The 22,268-nt window shown below is 52.4% G+C and carries 18 protein-coding genes and 2 pseudogenes; 15 read left to right on the top strand and 5 right to left on the bottom strand.

Annotated elements, in window-relative coordinates; genetic code table 11:
* Position 1: 1 nt before the first annotated feature.
* Positions 2-1,531 (bottom strand): Re/Si-specific NAD(P)(+) transhydrogenase subunit alpha, encoded by a 1,530-nt coding sequence (gene pntA, locus J1G48_RS10880; RefSeq protein ID WP_001219360.1) that lies wholly within the window; start codon positions 1,529-1,531, stop codon positions 2-4.
* Positions 1,532-2,057: 526 nt separating this feature from the next.
* Here pntA and ydgH point away from each other — a divergent pair.
* Together ydgH and J1G48_RS10870 are read left to right on the top strand one after the other, a co-directional pair.
* A complete protein-coding gene (gene ydgH, locus J1G48_RS10875; RefSeq protein ID WP_000769294.1) occupies positions 2,058-3,002 on the top strand; it encodes a DUF1471 family protein YdgH in 945 nt (314 codons plus the stop codon).
* 298 nt (positions 3,003-3,300) lie between these two features.
* On the top strand, positions 3,301-4,683 hold the full coding sequence (locus J1G48_RS10870) for an amino acid permease (protein ID WP_000412353.1): 1,383 nt from the start codon (positions 3,301-3,303) through the stop codon (positions 4,681-4,683).
* A 61-nt stretch (positions 4,684-4,744) separates the two neighbouring features.
* Here J1G48_RS10870 and J1G48_RS10865 read toward each other — a convergent pair whose 3' ends face one another.
* The gene (locus tag J1G48_RS10865; RefSeq protein WP_000524877.1) at positions 4,745-5,080 is read right to left on the bottom strand and encodes a GlpM family protein; all 336 of its coding nucleotides are present in this window, start codon (positions 5,078-5,080) and stop codon (positions 4,745-4,747) included.
* Positions 5,081-5,206: 126 nt separating this feature from the next.
* Here J1G48_RS10865 and rstA point away from each other — a divergent pair, with 126 nt between their 5' ends.
* From rstA to tus, 5 genes are all read left to right on the top strand, one after another.
* Positions 5,207-5,938, top strand: coding sequence for a two-component system response regulator RstA (rstA, locus tag J1G48_RS10860; RefSeq protein ID WP_001080048.1), 732 nt, complete (start codon positions 5,207-5,209; stop codon positions 5,936-5,938).
* Between the two features lie 479 nt (positions 5,939-6,417).
* Positions 6,418-7,569 (top strand): porin OmpS2, encoded by a 1,152-nt coding sequence (ompS2, locus tag J1G48_RS10855; protein ID WP_000824320.1) that lies wholly within the window; start codon positions 6,418-6,420, stop codon positions 7,567-7,569.
* 152 nt (positions 7,570-7,721) lie between these two features.
* The gene (locus tag J1G48_RS10850; protein WP_000928672.1) at positions 7,722-9,428 is read left to right on the top strand and encodes an amidohydrolase; all 1,707 of its coding nucleotides are present in this window, start codon (positions 7,722-7,724) and stop codon (positions 9,426-9,428) included.
* Between the two features lie 110 nt (positions 9,429-9,538).
* Positions 9,539-10,840: a two-component system sensor histidine kinase RstB gene (gene rstB / locus J1G48_RS10845; protein ID WP_000732946.1), complete on the top strand. Its 1,302-nt coding sequence runs from the start codon at positions 9,539-9,541 to the stop codon at positions 10,838-10,840.
* A 75-nt stretch (positions 10,841-10,915) separates the two neighbouring features.
* Entirely contained in the window at positions 10,916-11,845 is a 930-nt protein-coding gene (tus, locus tag J1G48_RS10840; protein ID WP_000092497.1) for a DNA replication terminus site-binding protein, read from the top strand.
* On the opposite strand, the gene fumC is transcribed toward tus, so the two are convergent.
* Both fumC and fumB read right to left on the bottom strand, forming a co-directional pair.
* A complete protein-coding gene (gene fumC / locus J1G48_RS10835; protein WP_000259117.1) occupies positions 11,842-13,245 on the bottom strand; it encodes a class II fumarate hydratase in 1,404 nt (467 codons plus the stop codon). The two genes, tus and fumC, sit on opposite strands and share 4 nt — an antisense overlap.
* Before the next feature lie 167 nt (positions 13,246-13,412).
* The gene (fumB, locus tag J1G48_RS10830) at positions 13,413-15,059 is read right to left on the bottom strand and encodes a class I fumarate hydratase (protein WP_000066611.1); all 1,647 of its coding nucleotides are present in this window, start codon (positions 15,057-15,059) and stop codon (positions 13,413-13,415) included.
* A 199-nt stretch (positions 15,060-15,258) separates the two neighbouring features.
* Here fumB and manA point away from each other — a divergent pair, with 199 nt between their 5' ends.
* From manA to add, 5 genes and pseudogenes are all read left to right on the top strand, one after another.
* Entirely contained in the window at positions 15,259-16,434 is a 1,176-nt protein-coding gene (manA, locus tag J1G48_RS10825) for a mannose-6-phosphate isomerase (protein WP_001170622.1), read from the top strand.
* Between the two features lie 102 nt (positions 16,435-16,536).
* Complete coding sequence (locus J1G48_RS10820; RefSeq protein ID WP_000753341.1) at positions 16,537-18,045, top strand: YdgA family protein; 1,509 nt, start codon at positions 16,537-16,539, stop codon at positions 18,043-18,045.
* 118 nt (positions 18,046-18,163) lie between these two features.
* Positions 18,164-18,384: pseudogene (locus J1G48_RS10815) on the top strand (glucose PTS transporter subunit EIIB); the annotation flags it as partial.
* Positions 18,385-18,393: 9 nt separating this feature from the next.
* Positions 18,394-18,525: pseudogene (locus J1G48_RS10810) on the top strand (transcriptional regulator); the annotation flags it as partial.
* A gap of 225 nt (positions 18,526-18,750) precedes the next feature.
* Complete coding sequence (add, locus tag J1G48_RS10805) at positions 18,751-19,752, top strand: adenosine deaminase (RefSeq protein WP_000565571.1); 1,002 nt, start codon at positions 18,751-18,753, stop codon at positions 19,750-19,752.
* Positions 19,753-19,826: 74 nt separating this feature from the next.
* On the opposite strand, the gene J1G48_RS10800 is transcribed toward add, so the two are convergent.
* On the bottom strand, positions 19,827-20,867 hold the full coding sequence (locus J1G48_RS10800; protein ID WP_000998242.1) for an oxidoreductase: 1,041 nt from the start codon (positions 20,865-20,867) through the stop codon (positions 19,827-19,829).
* Positions 20,868-21,074: 207 nt separating this feature from the next.
* Between J1G48_RS10800 and blr the strand changes: the two genes are divergently transcribed.
* From blr to J1G48_RS10785, 3 genes are all read left to right on the top strand, one after another.
* Positions 21,075-21,200 carry a division septum protein Blr gene (gene blr / locus J1G48_RS10795; RefSeq protein WP_001708800.1) on the top strand — a complete coding sequence of 42 codons (126 nt, stop codon included), beginning with the start codon at positions 21,075-21,077 and terminating at the stop codon, positions 21,198-21,200.
* Between the two features lie 297 nt (positions 21,201-21,497).
* Entirely contained in the window at positions 21,498-21,713 is a 216-nt protein-coding gene (gene ydgT / locus J1G48_RS10790; protein WP_000217946.1) for a transcription modulator YdgT, read from the top strand.
* Between the two features lie 88 nt (positions 21,714-21,801).
* A complete protein-coding gene (locus J1G48_RS10785; protein WP_000214061.1) occupies positions 21,802-22,242 on the top strand; it encodes a DUF2569 domain-containing protein in 441 nt (146 codons plus the stop codon).
* Positions 22,243-22,268: the final 26 nt, after the last annotated feature.

Here is a 22,268-nt window from a genome sequence, read left to right as displayed (position 1 = left end):
CTTAGTTTTTCCGGAACATTTTCAGCATACGCTGAGTCACGGTGAAGCCACCGAAAATATTAATGCTGGCGATAAGCACCGCGATAAAGCTCAGGAAGCTGACCCAGCCGCCCTGACCAATTTGCAATAATGCCCCGACAACAATAATCCCTGAAATTGCGTTGGTCACCGACATTAATGGCGTATGAAGCGCATGAGACACGTTCCACACCACGTAATAACCAACCACGCAGGCGAGCGCAAACACGGTAAAATGGCCGAGGAACTCTTTTGGCGCGACATCGGCCAGCCAGCCAAAAAGAATGATCGCCAGCGCCATTAACGCATACTTCCGCCAGGGTGAAGCGGGCTTTTCCGGCTCTTTTGGCGCAGGTGCTGCTTTAGGCGCGGCCTGTGGCTGCGCGGAAACCTGGATTGGCGGCGCAGGCCAGGTAATGTCGCCGTCACGAATCACCGTCACGCCACGGATCACGACATCGTCAAAATCCACGTCAATATTGCCGTCTTTCTCTTTGCACAGCAGCTTCAGCAGGTTAACCAGGTTGGTGCCATAAAGTTGGGATGACTGCGTCGGCAAACGCCCCGGTAGATCGGTGTAGCCAATCACTTTCACGCCATTGTCCGTCGTCACAACCTGATTAGCGACGGTATATTCGCAGTTACCGCCGTTCTGCGCGGCCAGGTCGACAATCACGCTGCCGGCCTTCATAGAATCGACCATATCGCGGGTAATCAGCTTCGGCGCAGGTTTGCCCGGAATCAACGCGGTGGTAACAATGATATCGACCTCTTTGGCCTGGGCGGCAAAGAGCGCCATTTCCGCTTTGATAAACGCCTCGGACATCACTTTGGCGTAACCATCGCCGCTACCGGCTTCCTCTTTAAAATCCAGTTCGAGGAACTCAGCCCCCATACTCTGGACCTGCTCTTTGACTTCAGGACGAGTGTCAAACGCGCGGACAATCGCCCCCAGGCTGTTTGCCGCGCCGATAGCCGCAAGACCGGCAACGCCCGCGCCAATCACCATCACCTTCGCCGGCGGCACTTTCCCGGCGGCAGTGATTTGGCCGGTAAAGAAGCGCCCAAATTCATGCGCGGCCTCTACAATGGCGCGATAACCCGCGATATTCGCCATTGAGCTTAACGCGTCGAGCGATTGCGCGCGGGAAATACGCGGCACGGAGTCCATCGCCATCACCGTAACCTTACGTTCGGCAAGTTTCTCCATTAACCCAGGATTTTGCGCAGGCCAGATAAAACTGACCAGCGTAGTCCCGGGGTTCAGTAAAGCGATTTCCTCTTCTTCAGGCGCATTAACCTTGAGAATAATTTCCGACTGCCAGATAGCATTGCCGTCTACAATATCCGCGCCAGCCTGCGCAAACGCTTTGTCGTCAAAACTTGCCAGTTGACCCGCCCCGCTTTCGATAGCGACGCTAAACCCCAGCTTCAGTAGCTGCTCTACCGTTTTCGGCGTCGCAGCGACACGGGTTTCATTGGGTAACCGCTCTTTTGGTATGCCAATTCGCATAAATGTTCCCTTCCATCGATATTTTTGATGATGGTTTGTCAGTAAGCGCGAGAAGCGTACGCCTGCCCGCGTTTGAGGTAAATGTTACCCCAGCAGAATAAAACCGTTACAAACTCTCTATAACCTACTGAAAATAACGCCTGTGATCTAGCGCCAAAAAACAGAATTTTTTATCAAATTTGCAAAACATGAACGATTCAGCCGCTAAGCAGCCATAATGCCTTGAAAATGGCCTGCGAGGGCTGATAATTCGCTCAAATTTGACAGCAAAACATCATTAAACCCCTGGCGCGATCAAGAAATTAACATTAAATTAACTTATTAAATTTATGCGCTTCATTAGCTTAGCCGCCCGGACGCCGTTTTTTTCGACATATCGGCAAATGTTATCATCAAAGATAGGATACATGACACGATGCGTGAAAAATCCCGCAGACATCCATATGGTTTAAATGCAATAATCAGCCACGTTTCTAGTCAATAACAATACCAGTACCTGGTTTGCGCAAGGCGAAGGATTATTTTTATGAAGCTTAAGAACACTCTCCTGGCGTCGGCTCTGCTTTCTGCGGCTGCTTTTTCTGTCCATGCAGCAACAGAACTGACGCCGGAGCAAGCGGCTGCACTAAAACCTTATGACCGCATCGTTATTACCGGTCGTTTTAATGCTATTGGCGATGCGGTCTCCGCCGTGTCCCGCCGCGCAGATAAAGAAGGCGCAGCCTCCTTCTATGTTGTCGACACCTCGGAGTTCGGCAACAGTGGTAACTGGCGTGTTGTGGCGGACGTGTATAAAGCCGACGCGCCGAAAGCCGACGCGCCCAAAAATCGTGTCATTAATGGCATCGTGGAATTACCGAAAGACCAGGCCGTACAATTAGAACCGTATGATACCGTCACCGTTCAGGGCTTCTACCGTAGCCAGCCGGAAGTTAACGATGCCATTACGAAAGCGGCGAAACAAAAAGGCGCATACGCTTTCTATATTGTTCGTCAGATAGATGCGAATCAGGGCGGAAACCAGCGCATCACTGCATTTATCTATAAACAAGATGCGAAAAAACGCATCGTCCAGAGCCCGGACGCTATTCCGGCAGACTCTGAAGCTGGCCGCGCCGCGCTGGCTCAGGGCGGCGAAGCTGCGAAGAAAGTCGAAATTCCAGGCGTCGCCACGTCAGCCTCGCCGAGCGCCGAAGTAGGCCGTTTCTTCGAAACGCAATCCTCCAAAGGCGGACGTTACACTGTCACACTTCCGGATGGCACAAAAGTTGAGGAGCTGAATAAAGCGACGGCTGCGATGATGGTGCCTTTCGACAGCGTTAAGTTCACCGGCAACTACGGCAATATGACAGAAATCTCCTATCAGGTCGCCAAACGCGCGGCGAAGAAAGGCGCTAAGTATTATCATATTACGCGTCAGTGGCAGGAGCGCGGCAATAACATCACCATCAGCGCCGACCTCTATAAATAAGGCGCGCGCCGCCATCAGGCTTTCTCGCCGGATGACGGCATACCTGCCTTATCAGGCCTACACGATCGTTCAACGGCAGGCCTGATAAGCCACCATCCGGCACTTTCTCGCGGGATGCCAGTTCCGTCAAATATCGCGATGAATCTCACTTTTCGCTTTTTTGGCGATAAATCTTATCCAGGCCGTTGCATGCGGTCCCTTCTCTCCGTAAAATCCCGCGCCTTAGTGGCTTTCACCATTTTTATGCGTTTTGCCATAATAATTATTCTTCCAATTTCATTTTTATAGCTGGATACCAATGGAAAAAAAACTGGGACTGAGCGCGCTGACCGCGCTGGTTTTAAGCTCAATGCTTGGCGCAGGTGTTTTCAGTCTGCCCCAGAATATGGCCGCCGTTGCCAGTCCGGCTGCGTTGTTAATTGGCTGGGCCATTACCGGCGTGGGGATACTCTTACTGGCATTCGCCATGTTAATCCTTACGCGCATTCGCTCCGAGCTTGACGGCGGCATCTTTACTTACGCCCGCGAAGGCTTCGGCGAACTGATTGGCTTTTGTTCTGCCTGGGGCTATTGGCTGTGCGCGGTCATCGCCAACGTATCCTATTTGGTTATCGTTTTTTCAGCGCTGAGTTTCTTTACCGATACGCCTGCGCTGCGTCTGTTTGGCGACGGTAATACCTGGCAGGCTATTGTCGGCGCTTCAGTCCTGCTCTGGATTGTCCATTTCCTCATCCTGCGCGGCGTACAAACGGCAGCCAGCATCAATCTGGTCGCGACTCTGGCGAAACTGTTGCCGCTCGGCGCGTTTATTGTGCTGGCTATCATGATGTTCAAACTGGATACCTTCACACTGGACTTCACCGGTGTTGAACTCGGTATTCCCGTATGGGAACAGGTCAAGAACACCATGCTTATTACGCTGTGGGTATTTATTGGCGTTGAAGGCGCCGTCGTCGTCTCGGCCCGAGCGAAAAATAAACGCGATGTAGGCCGCGCCACGCTACTGGCGGTTCTCGCGGCGCTGGGAATATATCTCCTGGTCACGCTGCTTTCTCTTGGCGTTCTTGCGCGTCCGGAACTGGCGGAGATGCGTAACCCGTCGATGGCCGGACTGATGGTAAAAATGATGGGGCCGTGGGGAGAAATTATTATTGCAGCGGGACTGATTGTGTCTGTCTGCGGGGCTTATCTAAGCTGGACTATCATGGCGGCAGAGGTGCCGTTTCTGGCGGCAGCCTATAAATCCTTCCCGGGCATCTTCGCGCGACAAAATGCGCAAGGCGCGCCTTCTGCATCGTTATGGCTCACCAATATCTGTGTGCAAATCTGTCTGGTGCTGATCTGGCTGACCGGTTCGGACTACAACACGCTATTGACGATTGCGTCAGAAATGATTCTGGTGCCCTACTTTCTGGTCGGCGCATTTCTGCTGAAGATTGCAACACGTCCCCTCCATCGGGCGGTCGGTATCGGAGCCTGTATTTATGGCTTATGGTTGTTATACGCGTCGGGTCCCATGCACCTGCTGCTGTCCGTCGTACTGTACGCGCCTGGATTACTGGTTTTCCTGTATGCGCGTCGGACGCACAAGCATGACAACGTGTTAAATCGTCAGGAAGTCGTGCTGATTGGTTTATTGCTGGTCGCGGCGGTTCCGGCTACGTGGATGCTGGTGGGTTGACAACCTCCCCATCGTAATATCCGTCTGTATTACGATGGGGAAACCACGGTCTTTGCCAATATTAATGCCATTTAATCCAGCAAAAAATCAGCAGCCACGCGCTTAGCCCCCAGCAGACCACCGCACCGCCAAGCGCGACGGGCAGGCGCATCACGCCGCTGAAATACCATAGCGTTGCAAGATAAATGAAATAAGGAATGATCGACCACATGCTAAAGACGATGGTGGTACGCATCGCGTCGATGCCCCGCTCGCTGGCCACGATATAGTGCGCGATAAGCGCAAACGTTGGAAACAGAGGAATTAATCCGGCGATATAATAATTTTTCGTTTTTGACAGCAGACCAATCAATACGACGACCAGCGCCCCCAGGGCAGCTTTAATCACGAGTCCCATTACCTTGCCTTAACACGCTAATAACAACAGCGTGTAGCATAACGGAACCGCTCTCGTTTAGAAAAGATTTATGGAAGGGAAAACAGAGGCGGTGTATGTTGGCGTTTTCTATTCTCCATTTATAATATGAACCGCATTGTATTTGTTGAAGACGACGCTGAAGTGGGTTCTCTCATTGCCGCTTATCTGGCGAAACATGATATTGATGTCATTGTTGAGCCGCGTGGTGACCGGGCGGAGGATCTTATCCTCACCACTCAGCCCGATCTGGTTTTACTGGATATTATGCTTCCAGGTAAAGATGGCATGACGATATGTCGCGATTTACGCCACCGCTGGCAAGGCCCGATTGTCCTGCTCACCTCGCTGGACAGTGATATGAATCATATTCTGGCGCTGGAGATGGGCGCCTGCGACTACATCCTCAAAACCACGCCTCCGGCCGTTTTGCTGGCGCGTCTGCGCTTACACCTGCGGCAAAGCGAACAAACGCAACAGGCAAAAAGTCTTCAGGAGAGCGCGCTTACGCCGCATAAAGCGCTGCGTTTTGGCGCGTTAACCATCGATCCCCTTAACCGGGCGGTCCAGCTCAATGGCGATTTCATATCGCTCTCCACCGCCGATTTTGAATTGCTCTGGGAACTGGCGACACACGCCGGACAAATTATGGATCGCGACGCGTTGCTAAAAACGCTGCGCGGCGTCAATTATGATGGTCTGGATCGCAGCGTGGATGTGGCGATTTCCCGCCTGCGTAAGAAACTGCTGGATAGCGCTGCTGAGCCCTATCGTATAAAGACCATTCGCAATAAAGGCTATCTTTTTGCCCCTCATGCCTGGGACGAAACGACGGGATAAGTTAGCCGACAAATTTTACCTGCCTTTATCAAGTCATAGTGGCGATGCTCATCACCGCCACTGTTCAAAAAACAGACATTGTATACATGAATGCTATTTTTATTAGTCGAAACGGCCCCTTTATTACCGTTTTCTCTGCGTTGTGGTTCATGATTACGTCTTTTTCGCTCAAGAAAGTTAAATTAAAAAAACTCGAAGCCAGTTCACAAAATTGATAACAGAATGTCTGCCCGCCGCTATATTGCCATCTTTTTTCGCAAATTGTGAAATAAAACAAATCACATACATGAATACATAATAACAAATATATTCACCATAAATATATGCGTTTCCGATAGTAACTTTTGTATTAATTAATAACATATAAGAAAAGTTAGCATTTGCTGAAATAATATTATTCAGATTAGGATGCCTTTGATTCAACGAATCTGTAGAAGTTCAATCTTTTGCAAATAAGTTAAGTTTTTAAGGATAAAAAAATGAAAAGAAAAGTATTGGCACTTGTCATCCCGGCTCTGCTGGCTGCTGGCGCAGCACACGCCGCTGAAATTTATAACAAAGACGGCAACAAACTGGACCTTTACGGGAAAGTAGACGGCCTGCACTATTTCTCTGATGACTCTTCTAAAGATGGCGATCAGACCTATATGCGTGTCGGCTTTAAAGGCGAAACGCAGATTAACGACCAACTGACCGGTTACGGCCAGTGGGAATATAACGTTCAGGCTAACACTACCGAAGGCGAAGGCGCTAATTCCTGGACTCGTCTGGCATTCGCCGGCCTGAAATTCGGCGACTACGGCTCATTCGACTATGGTCGTAACTACGGCGTCCTGTACGACGTAGAAGGCTGGACCGATATGCTGCCTGAGTTCGGCGGCGACTCCTATACTTACGCTGACAACTACATGACCGGTCGTGCTAACGGCGTGGCCACCTACCGTAACACTGATTTCTTCGGTCTGGTAGACGGTCTGAACTTCGCGTTGCAATATCAGGGTAAAAATGAAAGCCAAAGCGCTGACGATGTAAATATCGGTACCAATAACCGTAATAATGGCGACGATATTCGTTACGATAACGGTGATGGCTTCGGTATTTCTACTACCTATGATATTGGCATGGGCTTCAGCGCAGGCGCTGCGTATACCACTTCCGATCGTACTAATGAGCAAGTCAATGCTGGCGGCACGATTGCTGGCGGCGACAAAGCGGATGCATGGACAGCTGGCTTGAAATATGATGCCAACAACATCTATTTAGCGACTATGTATTCTGAAACCCGTAATATGACGCCTTATGGTAAAACGGATGCGGGTTATGCTGGCGGCGTAGCAAACAAAACGCAAAACTTCGAAGTTACAGCCCAATATCAATTTGATTTCGGTCTGCGCCCGGCGGTTTCTTTCCTGATGTCTAAAGGTAAAGATCTGACCTATAACAACGTTAATGGCGATGATAAAGACCTGGTTAAATATGCTGATGTAGGTGCTACCTACTATTTCAACAAAAACTTCTCCACCTATGTTGATTATAAAATCAACCTGCTGGATGATGACGACCAGTTCTATAAAGATGCCGGTATCAGCACTGATGATATCGTCGCGCTGGGTATGGTTTACCAGTTCTAATTATTCATTAATTCTTCTCAAGCCCGCCGTTTCGGCGGGCTTTTCTTTTTTTATCACCACCGTTCTAAAAACAGAACGCACTGTTCCCTGGGCACAGATTGAACAATTCTTGTTCGCTCTCTATGGTTTGCTTATCGCCCGACAAAAGGAACATGCTAATGATCAGTCTCGTCCCGCCTCTGCTTTCCAGAACCGCGCTTCTCTTTCTGCTCACGGCCACAGGCGCAGCCACCGCCGCCCGCCCGGCAGCGGATATTATTTTGCATAACGGTAATATCATCACTCTGAATGATGCCCAGCCGCAGGCCAGCGCGCTGGTGATTTCCGGCTCGCGGATTGTGGCGATTGGCGATGATACGGCGACAGATGAATGGCGCGGCGACCATACCCGTACCATCGATTTACAGGGTAAAACCGTGATACCCGGCCTGACCGATACCCACATCCACGCCATTCGCGGCGGACAAACCTGGACATTCGAAACCTACTGGTACGACAGCCCTTCGCTTAAAGACGCGCTGGATAAATTACGCGCCGACGCTAACCGTCGTCCCCACGATCAATGGGTAGCCGTAGTGGGATCGTGGATACCGGCGCAATTTGCAGAAAACCGGGCGCCGACGGTAGCCGAATTGAGCCACGCCCTTCCCGATCATCCGGCTTATATTCAGTATCTTTACGACTATGCGTTAGTGAATCAGCGCGGTATAGACGTACTTGGCCTTAACGACACCCCTCCTCCTGATTTAGCGGGAATCCGCGTAGAGCGCGACGCAAAAGGTAGCGCCACGGGGAAATTATTTGGTGACATCGCCGCGTTTAACCAGCTTTTTGCCAGCATAAGTAGTAACGCCGATCGCGAGGGCGGTCTGCGACAATTTTTCGCTGATATGAACGCTCGCGGCGTGACCGGCATCATTGACCCCTCTGCCGGGCCTGCCGCCGCTTATGAGCCTTTATTTGCAATGCGAAACCAGGGGGATTTACCGCTGCGCGTGGGGTATCGCATTCCGGTACAGCCAGAAGCGAAAGGTCATGAAGCGCAGTGGTTCAGCAACCTGATGGCCTTTCGCCCGGCGCGTGCCGATGACGGGCAACTGGCTTTTCTTGGCCTGGGGGAAAGCCTGGTGGCCGGAATGAATGACGGCGTGCGGATGGCCCCAGGGTTTTCTTCCTCAGAGCAGGACAAAACCGCGCTTCGCCAGGTCGCGACATTTGCGGCAAAACGGGGAATACCGCTTGAGATCCACGCCTATACCGATGACAGCGCCGACGCGATATTGACGATTTTTGAGCAGGTAGCGCAGCAGTACGATCTGCGCCCTCTCCGCTGGTCTATTGCGCATCTGAATACCGGTTCGCCACAGACGCTTGAGCGAATGCGTAAGCTGGGTCTGGCATACACTGTGCAAATGGGGCCTTACTTTGAGGGGCTTGCCATCCGTGACGCCAATCCACCCGGCGCGACGGACAATTCGCCGCCGGTTCGACTGGCGCTGGATAAAGGGCTTGTCGTAGCTGGCGGTACCGATTCGACGCGTATTGGCATTGCCGGTGTCTGGCACGCTATCGAATATCATATCACCGGTATAGCGTCAGGCGGTTCCGTGCGTAAACCCGCCAGCGAGCGGCTCACGCGTCTGGAAGCGCTAGCGTTATATACACGTCATGCCGCCTGGCTCGCCTTTGCCGAACAACACCGGGGCCAGCTTCGCGTCGGAAAACAGGCCGATCTGGCGGTACTCAATCAGCCATTTATGACGATGCCGGAAGACAGAATTGATACCATTCGCGCTGTTTTGACGCTTGTCGATGGACGCATTGTTCACGAAAGTCCGGACCTTAACGCCGGACAATGAGGTTGTCAGTTGACGCAAAGCCTGCTTTTATAACCCACCAGCGGCGCTGACGGGAAATCTTTTTCGTCAGCGCGCGATAGAGCTAATGTATTGAGATCCGGTGGGCGTTGATGAAAAAGCTGTTTGTGCAGTTTTACCTTTTGCTGTTCGTCTGTTTTCTGGTCATGACCTTATTGGTCGGACTGGTGTACAAATTCACCGCCGAACGCGCGGGCAGGCAATCGCTCGACGATCTGATGAAAAGTTCGCTCTATCTGATGCGCAGCGAACTGCGGGAAATTCCGCCGCGTGAATGGGGGAAAACGTTAAAAGAGATGGACCTGAACCTCTCTTTCGATTTACGCGTTGAACCGTTAAATCACTATAAGCTTGATGCCGCCACCACGCAGCGACTGCGTGAAGGCGATATTGTCGCGCTTGACGATCAATACACCTTTATTCAGCGTATCCCGCGCAGCCATTACGTCCTGGCGGTTGGCCCGGTTCCCTATCTCTATTTCCTGCATCAAATGCGACTGCTGGATATCGCCTTAATGGCGCTCATTGCCTTTTCTCTCGCCTTTCCTGTGTTTATCTGGATGCGCCCGCACTGGCAAGAAATGCTCAGGCTCGAATCCGCCGCGCAGCGCTTTGGCGAGGGTCATTTGACTGAACGCCTGCACTTCGATAATGGCTCCAGTTTCGAACGTCTGGGCGTCGCGTTCAACCAGATGGCGGATAACATTAATGCCCTGATCGCCAGTAAAAAACAGCTGATTGACGGTATCGCCCATGAGCTTCGCACGCCGCTGGTACGTTTACGCTATCGGCTTGAAATGAGTGAAAATCTGACACCGCCGGAATCACAGGCGCTCAATCGCGATATTGGTCAACTGGAAGCGCTGATTGAAGAACTGCTCACCTATGCGCGCCTTGACCGACCACAAAATGAACTGATGTTGACCGAACCCGACCTCCCCGCATGGTTGCTCGCGCATTTGCAGGATGTGCAGAGCGTGACCCCGGAACGTGCCGTAAACCTTCTCACATGTGTAATCGGCGATTATGGCGCGCTTGATATGCGGTTAATGTCGCGAGTGCTGGATAACCTGCTGAATAATGCGTTGCGCTACAGTCGTACCACCGTTCAGGTCAGCCTGTTACTCGACGGCAGTCAGGCAACGTTGATAGTCGAAGATGATGGCCCCGGCATTGAAGCGGATGCGCGTGAGCGCATATTTGAACCTTTTGTCAGACTCGACCCCAGTAGAGACCGGGCGACAGGCGGCTGCGGGCTTGGACTCGCCATCGTACACTCTATCGCCCTGGCGATGGGCGGTAGCGTCGTCTGTGACGAGAGCGAACTGGGCGGCGCAAAATTTAGTTTTCGCTGGCCGGTCTGGCACGCGATGCCCGACATGACCGCTGCCTGACGCATTTTGCACGCTGGTTGAGCGGCGGGAACTGTGCTATATAGATAGTATGTTGTAACTAAAGTGAGTGATACCATGTCCCGCTACGATCTCGTTGAACGCCTGAATGGCACTTTTCGCCAGATAGAACAACACCTGGCGGCGCTGACGGATAATCTACAGCAGCATTCGCTACTTATCGCCCGTGTCTTTTCACTGCCGCAGGTGACCAAAGAGGCGGAACATGCGCCGCTGGATACTATCGAGGTAACGCAACATCTGGGGAAAGAGGCCGAAACGCTGGCGCTACGTCACTATCGCCATTTGTTTATTCAACAGCAGTCCGAAAACCGCAGCAGTAAAGCCGCCGTCCGCCTGCCTGGCGTTTTATGCTATCAAGTGGATAATGCGACACAGCTAGATCTGGAAAATCAGGTACAGCGCATTAACCAGTTGAAAACCACCTTCGAGCAGATGGTTACGGTAGAGTCCGGTCTTCCCTCAGCGGCACGTTTTGAGTGGGTGCATCGGCATCTACCCGGCTTAATTACGCTGAACGCTTACCGCACGCTGACGCTTATCAATAACCCCGCCACCATACGTTTCGGTTGGGCAAATAAACATATTATTAAAAATTTAAGCCGGGATGAGGTTCTGAGCCAGTTGAAAAAAAGCCTCGCGTCGCCGCGCAGCGTCCCGCCGTGGACGCGCGAACAATGGCAATTCAAGCTGGAACGGGAATATCAGGATATCGCTGCCTTACCGCAGCAGGCCCGACTCAAGATTAAGCGTCCGGTTAAAGTACAGCCGATCGCCCGCATCTGGTATAAAGGCCAGCAAAAACAGGTGCAACACGCCTGCCCCACGCCGATTATCGCATTAATCAACACGGACAACGGCGCTGGCGTGCCGGATATTGGCGGGCTGGAAAACTATGACGCCGACAATATTCAGCACCGTTTTAAACCACAGGCGCAGCCGCTGCGACTGATTATTCCGCGACTGCACCTGTATGTGGCGGATTAACGTCCCGGCGTCATACTGCCAACCATCAACTCCGGACGTACCCAGGCGTCGAACTCCTCGTCGCTAAGGTATCCTAATGCCACGGCTGAGGCTTTGAGCGTCAGCCCTTCTTTATGCGCCTTCTTCGCAATCTCCGCCGCTTTATCGTAACCGATGTGCGTATTGAGCGCAGTGACCAGCATCAGCGACTCATTCAGCAACTGCGTAATACGCTCGCGGTTTGGCTCGATTCCTGACGCACAGTGTTGATTGAAACTCGCCATGCCATCGGCCAGCAGGCGCACCGTTTGCAGAAAATTATGAATAACCATCGGACGATAGACGTTGAGCTCAAAGTTGCCCGATGCGCCCCCCATATTGATGGCCACATCGTTACCCATCACCTGGCAACATAGCATCGTTACCGCTTCACACTGGGTCGGATTCACTTTACCAGGCATAATGGAACTGCCTGGCTCATTCTCCGGGATAGCAATCTCGCCAATGCCGCAGCGCGGGCCGGACGCCAGCCAGCGAACATCGTTGGCGATTTTCATCAGCGAGGCCGCCAGTCCTTTTAATGCGCCATGCGCCTGTACCAACGCGTCACAGGTCGCCAGCGCTTCGAATTTATTCGGGGCGGTAACAAACGGCGCCGCGGTAATCGTCGCCAGTTCCTCGGCCACGCGCCGGGCATATTCCGGGTGGGTATTAAGCCCTGTCCCTACTGCGGTTCCGCCGAGCGCCAGTTCCGCGACGTGCGGTAAACTGTGCTCAATATGCCTGAGGTTATGTTCCAGCATGGCTACCCAACCGGAAATCTCCTGGCCTAAGGTGAGCGGCGTCGCGTCCTGCAGGTGAGTACGGCCAATTTTGACAATATCGGCGAAAGCGTGGGATTTATCGCGAAGCGTATCCGTTAATGCGGATAATTGCGGGATAAGGTGTTCGCGTAACGCCAGTAACGCCGCCACGTGCATGGCGGTTGGGAACACATCGTTTGAGCTTTGACTCTTATTGACGTCATCATTGGGATGCACCTTGCGTTCCATACCGCGAACGCCGCCCAAAATTTCACTGGCGCGGTTCGCTAACACCTCATTCATATTCATGTTGCTTTGCGTACCGGACCCGGTCTGCCAAATCGCCAGCGGAAACTCATCAGCATGTTTTCCCGCCAGCACTTCATCAGCCGCCTGGATAATCGCGCTGGCTTTTTCCGCCGCCAACAACCCTAAGTCCTGGTTGACCTTCGCAGCGGCGCGCTTGGTCAACGCCAGAGCGTGAATGAGCGAGACGGGCATTTTCTCCGTGGAAATCCGAAAATGCTCCAGCGAACGTTGAGTCTGCGCCCCCCACAGTTTATCTGCCGGGACTTCAATCGCGCCCATTGAATCTTTCTCGCGGCGTACCGTTACCATTACCTGCTCCTTACTCAAGTTGATGAGATCATGTGTCGACATTGCTCACATGTTTGCGGTCTTATGAGTATTAACGATAACAACACAACGGTGTAGACCGGATAAGGCGCTTGCGCCGTTCTCCGGCAAAATAGCGAATCATGTTACCGCCCCGCAGGGCGGCGACATTACTTAACGCAGCGTGCGCACTGCGATGACTGAATCTGCTGGAAGAAATCGTTGCCTTTATCATCCACCAGAATAAAGGCCGGAAAATCCTCCACTTCAATTTTCCAGATAGCCTCCATACCCAGTTCAGGATATTCCACGCACTCCAGGCGCTTGATACTGCCCTGCGCCAGAACGGCTGCCGGGCCGCCGATACTGCCCAGGTAGAAGCCGCCATGTTTCTTACAGGCATCGGTCACCTGCTGGCTGCGGTTGCCTTTCGCCAACATGATCATACTGCCGCCCTGCGACTGGAGCTGATCAACATAAGAGTCCATCCGTCCTGCGGTAGTCGGCCCAAGCGACCCGGAGGCGTACCCTTCCGGCGTTTTTGCCGGCCCCGCATAATAGATAGGATGATCTTTGATGTACTGCGGCAAACCTTCGCCGCTGTCCATCCGTTCTTTCAGTTTAGCGTGCGCGATGTCGCGGCCCACAATAATTGTGCCGTTCAGCGACAGGCGCGTTGATACCGGATACTGCGACAATTGTTGCAGTATCTCGCTCATGGGACGGTTAAGATCAACGCGCACCGCCTCGCCCTCTCCCGCCTGGCGCAGCGCCTCAGGAATATATTTACCGGGATTGCGCTCCAGCTTCTCGATCCAGATCCCTTCCCGGTTGATCTTCGCTTTAATGTTTCGATCCGCGGAGCAGGACACGCCCATACCTACCGGACACGATGCCCCGTGACGCGGCAATCGGATGACACGAATATCGTGAGCGAAATATTTGCCGCCGAACTGCGCGCCTAAGCCAAGATTTTGCGCCTCAAGCAACAATTCTTTTTCCAGCTCAATATCGCGGAAGGCCTGCCCGTGTTCATTGCCTTCGGTTGGTAGCGCATCATAGTATTTTGCCGAGGCCAGCTTAACGGTCTTCAGGTTCGCTTCCGCCGAGGTGCCGCCAATGACAAACGCAATGTGATACGGCGGACAGGCGGCGGTGCCCAGCGTACGCATCTTATCGACGAGATAATTTTTGAGCTTACCCGGCGTCAGAAGCGCTTTTGTCTCCTGATAGAGGTAGGTTTTATTCGCCGAACCGCCGCCTTTAGCAATACAAAGGAATTTATATTCATCGCCATCGACGCTGTAGAGATCGATCTGCGCCGGCAGGTTAGTACCGGTATTGACCTCTTTGTACATATCCAGCGCCGCGTTCTGCGAATAGCGCAGGTTATCTTCGATATAGGTGTTATATACGCCGCGAGCCAGCGCCGCTTCATCACCTCCACCAGTCCAGACGCGTTGGCCTTTTTTGCCGACAATAATGGCCGTACCGGTATCCTGGCAGGTGGGCAACACGCCCTTGGCCGCGATATCGGAGTTTCGCAGGAATTGCAGCGCGACATATTTGTCGTTTTCACTGGCCTGCGGATCGCGCAGAATATCCGCCACCTGCTGCTGATGCGCGGGACGTAGCATAAAAGACGCATCGTGGAAGGCCTGACGCGCCAACAGCGTTAGCGCTTCCGGCGCGACTTTCAGGATCTCTTGTCCTTCGAATTCGGCGACGGAAACATGTTCGCTGGTCAACAAGTAGTACTCGGTATCGTCCTTTTTGAGGGGAAAAGGGTCTTGATAAAAGAAGGGTTTGTTTGACATTGTGCTCTCACTTACCGCTCGGTATGGTTATTCTCTGGGCAGGTGTTCCATTGCCCGACTCAAAGCGAGTAACACTATCCTACACAATTTTTTAACAAAAACTGAGACAAGTACGACTTTTTACGCCCGGAGGTTACTTCATGCGGGTTTCTTGGTTTAATACCTCCCATTGATCTCCACATTGAAACAGGGCTTGATAATGCAAAAACTCATTAACTCAGTGCAAAACTATGCCTGGGGAAGTAAAACTGCGTTAACGGAACTTTATGGCATCGCCAATCCGCAGCAGCAGCCAATGGCTGAACTCTGGATGGGCGCGCATCCCAAAAGCAGCTCGCGAATCACCACCGCCAACGGCGAAACCGTCTCCCTGCGTGACGCCATCGAAAAGAATAAAACCGCCATGCTGGGCGAAGCGGTAGCCAACCGTTTCGGCGAACTGCCGTTTCTGTTTAAAGTACTGTGCGCCGCGCAGCCGCTCTCTATTCAAGTGCACCCGAATAAGCGCAATTCCGAAATCGGTTTCGCGAAAGAAAATGCGGCGGGTATCCCCATGGATGCCGCAGAGCGGAACTATAAAGATCCTAACCATAAACCAGAGCTGGTTTTTGCCCTGACGCCTTTCCTGGCGATGAACGCGTTCCGCGAATTTTCTGACATTGTCTCTTTACTGCAACCTGTCGCCGGCGCGCATTCCGCTATCGCCCACTTTTTGCAGGCGCCGAATGCTGAACGTCTGAGCCAGCTTTTCGCCAGCCTGTTGAATATGCAAGGCGAAGAAAAATCCCGCGCGTTAGCCGTACTCAAAGCGGCGCTTAACAGCCAGCAAGGCGAACCGTGGCAAACGATCCGCGTGATTTCAGAGTATTATCCTGACGACAGCGGGCTTTTCTCTCCTTTGTTGCTGAATGTGGTCAAACTGAATCCCGGCGAGGCGATGTTCCTGTTTGCCGAAACGCCTCATGCTTATCTGCAGGGCGTTGCGCTGGAAGTCATGGCGAACTCCGATAACGTTCTGCGCGCTGGCCTTACGCCAAAATATATCGACATCCCTGAGCTGGTCGCGAACGTGAAGTTCGAACCTAAACCTGCCGGCGAGTTGCTGACTGCCCCGGTGAAAAGCGGCGCGGAGCTGGACTTCCCAATTCCGGTTGACGATTTTGCTTTTTCACTGCACGACCTGGCGCTTCAGGAGACGAGCATCGGCCAACACAGCGCCGCGATTCTGTTCTGCGTTGAGGGTGAGGCGGTGTTACGTAAAGATGAACAGCGTCTGGTACTGAAGCCGGGTGAATCGGCCTTTATCGGCGCGGATGAGTCTCCGGTTAACGCCAGCGGCACAGGCCGTTTAGCGCGTGTTTATAACAAGCTGTAGCAACGTACTGAATTTTTTAACAACTCTTGCTAAGCTTATAACAGACGTAAAACTCCTCCAGGCGGTTTAATCCGCCTGGTTTCATTTTTATGGACAATTGATATGAAAAAAACACTGGTAGCTGCAGGTGTAGTGATTGCACTTGGCATCGTCTGGACAGGCGGCGCCTGGTATACGGGGAAAAAGCTGGAGAACCATCTTTCAGAAATGGTGACTCAGGCCAATGAACAGCTCAAGCGTACTGCGCCGGAGGCCGGTGTCGAATTAAGTTATCAAAACTACCAGCGTGGCGTGTTCAGTAGCCATCTGCAACTGGTTGTCAAACCGGTTGCCGGCGCAGACACTACCTGGTTGAAGCCCGGGCAAAGCATTGTGCTGGACGAGTCCGTTTCACATGGCCCCTTCCCGCTCGCCCAGCTCAAAACGCTCAATCTGATCCCTTCTATGGCGTCGGTAAAAACCACGCTGGTGAATAACGATGCGGCAAAACCCCTCTTTGATATCGCGAAAGGCGACACGCCCTTTGTTATCAATACCCGCATTGGTTATGGCGGCGATACCCGCTCCGATATCTCTCTCAAGCCGTTAAACTACGAGAATGCCGGTGAAAAGGTCGCCTTTAGCGGCGGCGAGTTCCAGCTTAACGCCGATAAAGACGGTAATGTGGTTTCGCTGTCGGGCGAAGCGCAGAGCGGCCTGGTCGATGCCGTTAACGAATATAACCAGAAGGTCCAACTCACCTTTAATAATTTGAAAACCGACGGTACCAGTAAACTGGCAAGCTTTGGCGAACGTGTGGGCGACCAAAAGTTAACGCTGGATAAACTGTCCATCGCCATTGAGGGTAAAGAGATGGCGGTGCTGGAAGGGATGGAAATTGCCGGCAAGTCCGATCTCGTCAACGACGGAAAAACCATTAACAGCCAGTTGGATTACTCGCTTAACAGCCTGAAAGTGCAGAATCAGGATTTGGGCAGCGGTAAATTAACGCTGAAAGTCGGTCAAATCGACGGCGAAGCCTGGCACCAGTTTAGTCAGCAATATCATGCACAAACGCAGGCGCTGCTGAATCAGCCGGACGTGGCGCAGAATCCTGAGCTTTATCAGCAAAAAGTCACTGAAGCGTTCTTTAGCGCTCTCCCCGTGCTGTTAAAAGGCGATCCGGTACTGACCCTGGCGCCGCTTAGCTGGAAAAACGCCAAAGGGGAAACCACGCTGAATCTGTCGCTGTTCCTCAAAGATCCGGCAACCACAACGGCACAACCGCAAACGCTGGCGCAGGAAGTCGACCGCTCCGTGAAATCGCTGGATGCGAAACTGGCAATTCCGATGGACATGGCGGTCGAGTTTATGACGCAGATAGCAAAGCTGGAAGGCTATCAGCAGGATGATGCGGAAAAACTGGCAAAACAGCAGGTGCAGGGGCTGTCCGCAATGGGTCAGATGTTCCGACTGACAACGCTGAAGGATAATACTATCGCCTCCAGTTTGCAGTACGCCAATGGCCAGATCACGCTCAACGGACAAAAAATGCCGTTGGAAGACTTTGTCGGCCTGTTTGGGATGCCGGCGCTTTCCGTACCGGACGTTCCGGCGCTGCCTCAACAATAATCGCCTTGCCGGGTGTCGCGACGCTGCACCCGGTCTGCGCCGAACGACGCGCAGCCTCTACTTTTGCGTTACCAGGCGAGCGGCTATCGTTTGACTCCGCACATGGTGCTCGTCGTGAGCATTAGGCGGCACGGAAAACATCGTGAGTCTGGACAACTGCATCCCCCCCTACGCCTGTCAGTGAAAGATATGTCGTTTGTCGATGTCCAGGCATTGAAGGACAATCACGCGACAGGCATCGTACAGCTCAATCAGCATAATTTGCAGGTAATTATCGGCCCGCAGGTTCAGTCGGTAAAAGATGAAATGGTTGGCCTGATGAATACCGTTCAGGCATAAAGAAGGGATATGTTCGATTTTTCACAGGAAGTTGACCGACGCGGGACATGGTGTACGTAGTGGGATTATGTCGCCGATCGTTTTGGCGAAGCCGATCTGCTCCCCTTTACGATCTCGGATATGGATTTTGCCACCGCACCGTTCGCTGATACTGTCTACAAGCGGGGGGTTGACCCTTTATCCTGAGAGGCGATAACAGAGACGGCCCCCGTGAGCTGACTGGGGGCGCGTTAAAGAGAATGATACAAAATTTCTCCCGCGCTCTCGCGAAGTTGCAACGTAATGACTCCGTTTTTGCAAAATTTCCAGAGCATTATCAATCTGTAGTATAATGGTGCGCACTTTTATTAAAAATTGAGTGCGCCCATGATTGATATTACGCTTCCTTTGACTGACATCCACCGCCACCTTGATGGCAACATTCGCGCCCAAACAATTCTGGATCTTGGTCGGCAGTTCAACATCGCCCTTCCCGCCCAAACGCTGGAAACGCTGATTCCGCATGTCCAGGTCACCTCAACCGAACCCGATTTAGTGAGCTTTCTCACGAAGCTCGATTGGGGGGTAAAAGTCCTGGCATCGCTTGACGCCTGCCGCCGTGTGGCCTTTGAAAATATTGAAGATGCCGCACGTAACGGCCTGCATTACGTCGAGCTTCGCTTTTCGCCCGGCTATATGGCGATGGCGCATCAGTTACCGATAGCAGGCGTGGTTGAAGCCGTTATCGACGGCGTACGCGACGGCTGTAACACGTTTGGCGTCGAGGCGCGACTCATTGGCATTATGAGCCGTACCTTCGGCGAGGCGGCATGTTTACAGGAGCTTGATGCGCTGCTGGCGCACAGAGAGAACATCACCGCGCTGGATTTAGCCGGTGATGAGCTGGGCTTTCCCGGCAGTCTGTTTTTGTCGCACTTTAATCGGGCGCGCGATGCGGGCTGGCATATTACCGTTCACGCTGGCGAAGCCGCAGGGCCGGAAAGTATCTGGCAGGCGATTCGCGAACTGGGGGCCGAGCGTATCGGACATGGCGTAAAAGCTGTCGAAGATCGCGCGTTAATGGATTTTCTTGTACAACAGCGTATCGGTATTGAATCCTGTCTGACCTCGAATATTCAGACCAGTACCGTCGCATCGCTGGCAGATCATCCGCTCAAAACCTTCCTTGAGCATGGCGTTCTCGCCAGTCTTAATACGGACGATCCGGCTGTTCAGGGCGTAGATATTATCCATGAATATCACGTTGCCGCGCCAGCGGCAGGATTGAGCCGCGAACAGATTCGCCAGGCGCAGATTAACGGTCTGGAAATCGCCTTTTTGAGCGATGGCGAAAAACGTGCGCTGCGCGAAAAAGTGGCCGCGGCGTAAGATTGCTTTATTGATGCTAACGCCCTCTCTCCGCCTGCGATTTAATGCTATCCCAGGCGGAGAAATGCGACATCTCAGGCAAGACACAGCGTCGCGCGATGTTTTGCCGATTCCATGCCCAGTTCAATCAACTCCATAATTTGAATCGCCTGGCTTGCCGGCACGGGATTTTCACCGTTACCGTTTAACGCATCGCGGATGGCGGCATAATATGCCGGGTAGTTACCCGGCAACGTAAGCCAGTTCTCTTCTTTGCGCGTCTCTCCCTCAACCAGGGTCAATACGCCGTCACGCATGTCGTATCCCCAGTCTTCCTGCGGTAAACGCTCGCCGTTTTTTAACCGTTCTTCCTGGGGATCGAGGCCATATTTAACATAGCTACCGCGCGAACCATGAACGATGTATCGCGCGGATTCCGCCGCGGCCAGCATCGTACCGTGCAAAATCACGCGGCGCTGGGGGTAGGATAAAATCGCGTGGAAATAATCTGTAGATTGCGCGCCCGGACGCAGTTGCGCTAAATCCACCGTCATGCTGACCGGCAGGCCAAAAAGCTGAATGGCCTGATCCAACAAGTGCGGCGCCAGATCGTACCAGATACCACTTCCCGGCCCGCCTTGCTCGCGCCAGCGGTCGCGCACCTGGGGACGGAAGCGATCAAAGTGGGATTCAAACAAGGACACCTCGCCGAGCACGCCATCCGCCAGCAAGGCTTTCAGCGTCAAAAAATCGCTGTCCCAGCGTCGGTTGTGGAAGACGGAAAGTACCCGGCCAGTGCTCCGCGCAAGCGCATCCAATTCTCGCGCCTGTGACAGTGTCACGGTAAAGGGTTTATCAACCACCACATGTTTACCGGCTTCCAGCGCAGCTTTCGCCAGCGGGAAATGGGTATCGTTGGGCGTCGGGATCACGATAAGGTCGATATGCGGATCGTTAAATAAATGTCGGGGCTCAGAGACCACGGAAACCGCCGGCCAATCTGCTTTCACTTTTGTTTCATCGCTGCTGGATACCGCCGCAAGCTCTAGCCCTGGCGTTCCCATAATTAAGGGCGCATGAAAGGTTTTACTGGCGTAGCCATAACCGATTAACCCAACGCGGATTTTGTCATTCATCTCACTGCCTCCGGTTTTAGATATCGCTATTCCACACCATCGTGCGATTAGCCGCAATAGCGTCCTGACCATCAACGTAGCATCAAATGATTAACTTGTTACAGAACAGAGGCTGAAAACGTTTCCCTCCCTCTTGCCGACCGTTCGCCAGGAAAGTAACATTTACCCCCTGTGTTTATGGATAAATCAAAGCAAATGTCGTCAATAATGAATCGTCTTATTGAATTAACTGGGTGGATAGTTCTCGTTATCTCAGTCATTCTTTTAGGTATTGCCAACCATATTGACAATTACCAACCACCAGAGCCCACGGCTTCCGTTCAGAAGAAGTAAGCGTCAGATAATGTAAAGGCATTTTCGCGTGGCACGGTAAGCGGCGCCCCGGGGGGGCAAAGAAAAGTCAAAAACCGGCAAAAAAAACGAAAGTATGTCCTATCTGGTCTGACGTTTATTGCCTGTTGTAGGAAAGCGCGTTAACCTTTCGCCCCAGGCGCCATGTGGCGCCTGACTCTTTACCGGTAAGAATATTCCCTTTTTACCTGCACCCCTGACCTCTCACTGGTGCGGTTTTGTTTATTTTTTATCAGTGACTACTCCGTTGGCATTATATTTAATATGGATCAACTTTATATGACTGTTCAGGATTATCTATTAAAATTCCGCAAAATTAGTTCGCTCGAAAGTCTGGAAAAACTGTTCGACCACCTTAACTATACCCTTACTGATGACATGGACATTGTTAATATGTATCGCGCTGCAGATCACCGCCGTGCCGAACTGGTTTCCGGAGGACGCCTGTTTGATGTAGGTCAGGTTCCGCAATCCGTCTGGCGCTATGTGCAATAAAGAAAGTAGCGTTTAACATCAAAAACCTTATAATATTTGCCCCAAAATGAGCGGCATGACCGTTAATGCGCGTAACCCCGGAGAAGATATGACTACAACACCGCCACAACGAATTGGAGGCTGGCTTCTTGGCCCGTTAGCCTGGCTGTTAGTCGCGTTGTTGAGCGCCTCGCTGGCGTTATTACTCTACGTTATGGCGCTTGCCACACCGCAAACGTTCAAGACGCTTAGCGGACAGGAAACCGGTAATTTACTGCTATGGGGCATTTCATTTATTACCGCTATCGCCATGTGGTACTATACCCTGTGGTTGACGATCGCATTCTTCAAGCGCAGACGCTGCGTGCCGAAGCATTACATTATCTGGCTGCTGGTGTCGGTGTTACTGGCGGTTAAAGCATTTGCCTTTTCGCCCGTCTCAGATGCCTTTGCCGTGCGTCAGTTACTCTTCCCACTGTTGGCGACGGCGCTCATTGTGCCTTATCTCAAACGTTCAGCGCGCGTTAAAACAACGTTTGTTAATCCGTAATAACCCTACAGTTAACCTGTTGTCGC

The organism is Salmonella sp. SAL-020 (genome assembly GCF_017372215.1).
Classification (GTDB): Bacteria; Pseudomonadota; Gammaproteobacteria; order Enterobacterales; family Enterobacteriaceae; genus Salmonella; species Salmonella enterica.
The sequence above is the reverse complement of the archived record's forward strand: the minus strand, read 5'-3'. Positions and strand labels throughout refer to the sequence as shown.

Excerpts from the sequence above, each read along its gene's own strand:
- pntA (WP_001219360.1), bottom strand. The coding sequence starts at position 1,531 with ATGCGAATTGGCATACCAAAAGAGCGGTTACCCAATGAAACCCGTGTC.
- ydgH (WP_000769294.1), top strand. The coding sequence starts at position 2,058 with ATGAAGCTTAAGAACACTCTCCTGGCGTCGGCTCTGCTTTCTGCGGCT.
- J1G48_RS10870 (WP_000412353.1), top strand. The coding sequence starts at position 3,301 with ATGGAAAAAAAACTGGGACTGAGCGCGCTGACCGCGCTGGTTTTAAGC.
- J1G48_RS10865 (WP_000524877.1), bottom strand. The coding sequence starts at position 5,080 with ATGGGACTCGTGATTAAAGCTGCCCTGGGGGCGCTGGTCGTCGTATTG.
- rstA (WP_001080048.1), top strand. The coding sequence starts at position 5,207 with ATGAACCGCATTGTATTTGTTGAAGACGACGCTGAAGTGGGTTCTCTC.
- ompS2 (WP_000824320.1), top strand. The coding sequence starts at position 6,418 with ATGAAAAGAAAAGTATTGGCACTTGTCATCCCGGCTCTGCTGGCTGCT.
- J1G48_RS10850 (WP_000928672.1), top strand. The coding sequence starts at position 7,722 with ATGCTAATGATCAGTCTCGTCCCGCCTCTGCTTTCCAGAACCGCGCTT.
- rstB (WP_000732946.1), top strand. The coding sequence starts at position 9,539 with ATGAAAAAGCTGTTTGTGCAGTTTTACCTTTTGCTGTTCGTCTGTTTT.
- tus (WP_000092497.1), top strand. The coding sequence starts at position 10,916 with ATGTCCCGCTACGATCTCGTTGAACGCCTGAATGGCACTTTTCGCCAG.
- fumC (WP_000259117.1), bottom strand. The coding sequence starts at position 13,245 with ATGGTAACGGTACGCCGCGAGAAAGATTCAATGGGCGCGATTGAAGTC.
- fumB (WP_000066611.1), bottom strand. The coding sequence starts at position 15,059 with ATGTCAAACAAACCCTTCTTTTATCAAGACCCTTTTCCCCTCAAAAAG.
- manA (WP_001170622.1), top strand. The coding sequence starts at position 15,259 with ATGCAAAAACTCATTAACTCAGTGCAAAACTATGCCTGGGGAAGTAAA.
- J1G48_RS10820 (WP_000753341.1), top strand. The coding sequence starts at position 16,537 with ATGAAAAAAACACTGGTAGCTGCAGGTGTAGTGATTGCACTTGGCATC.
- add (WP_000565571.1), top strand. The coding sequence starts at position 18,751 with ATGATTGATATTACGCTTCCTTTGACTGACATCCACCGCCACCTTGAT.
- J1G48_RS10800 (WP_000998242.1), bottom strand. The coding sequence starts at position 20,867 with ATGAATGACAAAATCCGCGTTGGGTTAATCGGTTATGGCTACGCCAGT.
- blr (WP_001708800.1), top strand. The coding sequence starts at position 21,075 with ATGAATCGTCTTATTGAATTAACTGGGTGGATAGTTCTCGTTATCTCA.
- ydgT (WP_000217946.1), top strand. The coding sequence starts at position 21,498 with ATGACTGTTCAGGATTATCTATTAAAATTCCGCAAAATTAGTTCGCTC.
- J1G48_RS10785 (WP_000214061.1), top strand. The coding sequence starts at position 21,802 with ATGACTACAACACCGCCACAACGAATTGGAGGCTGGCTTCTTGGCCCG.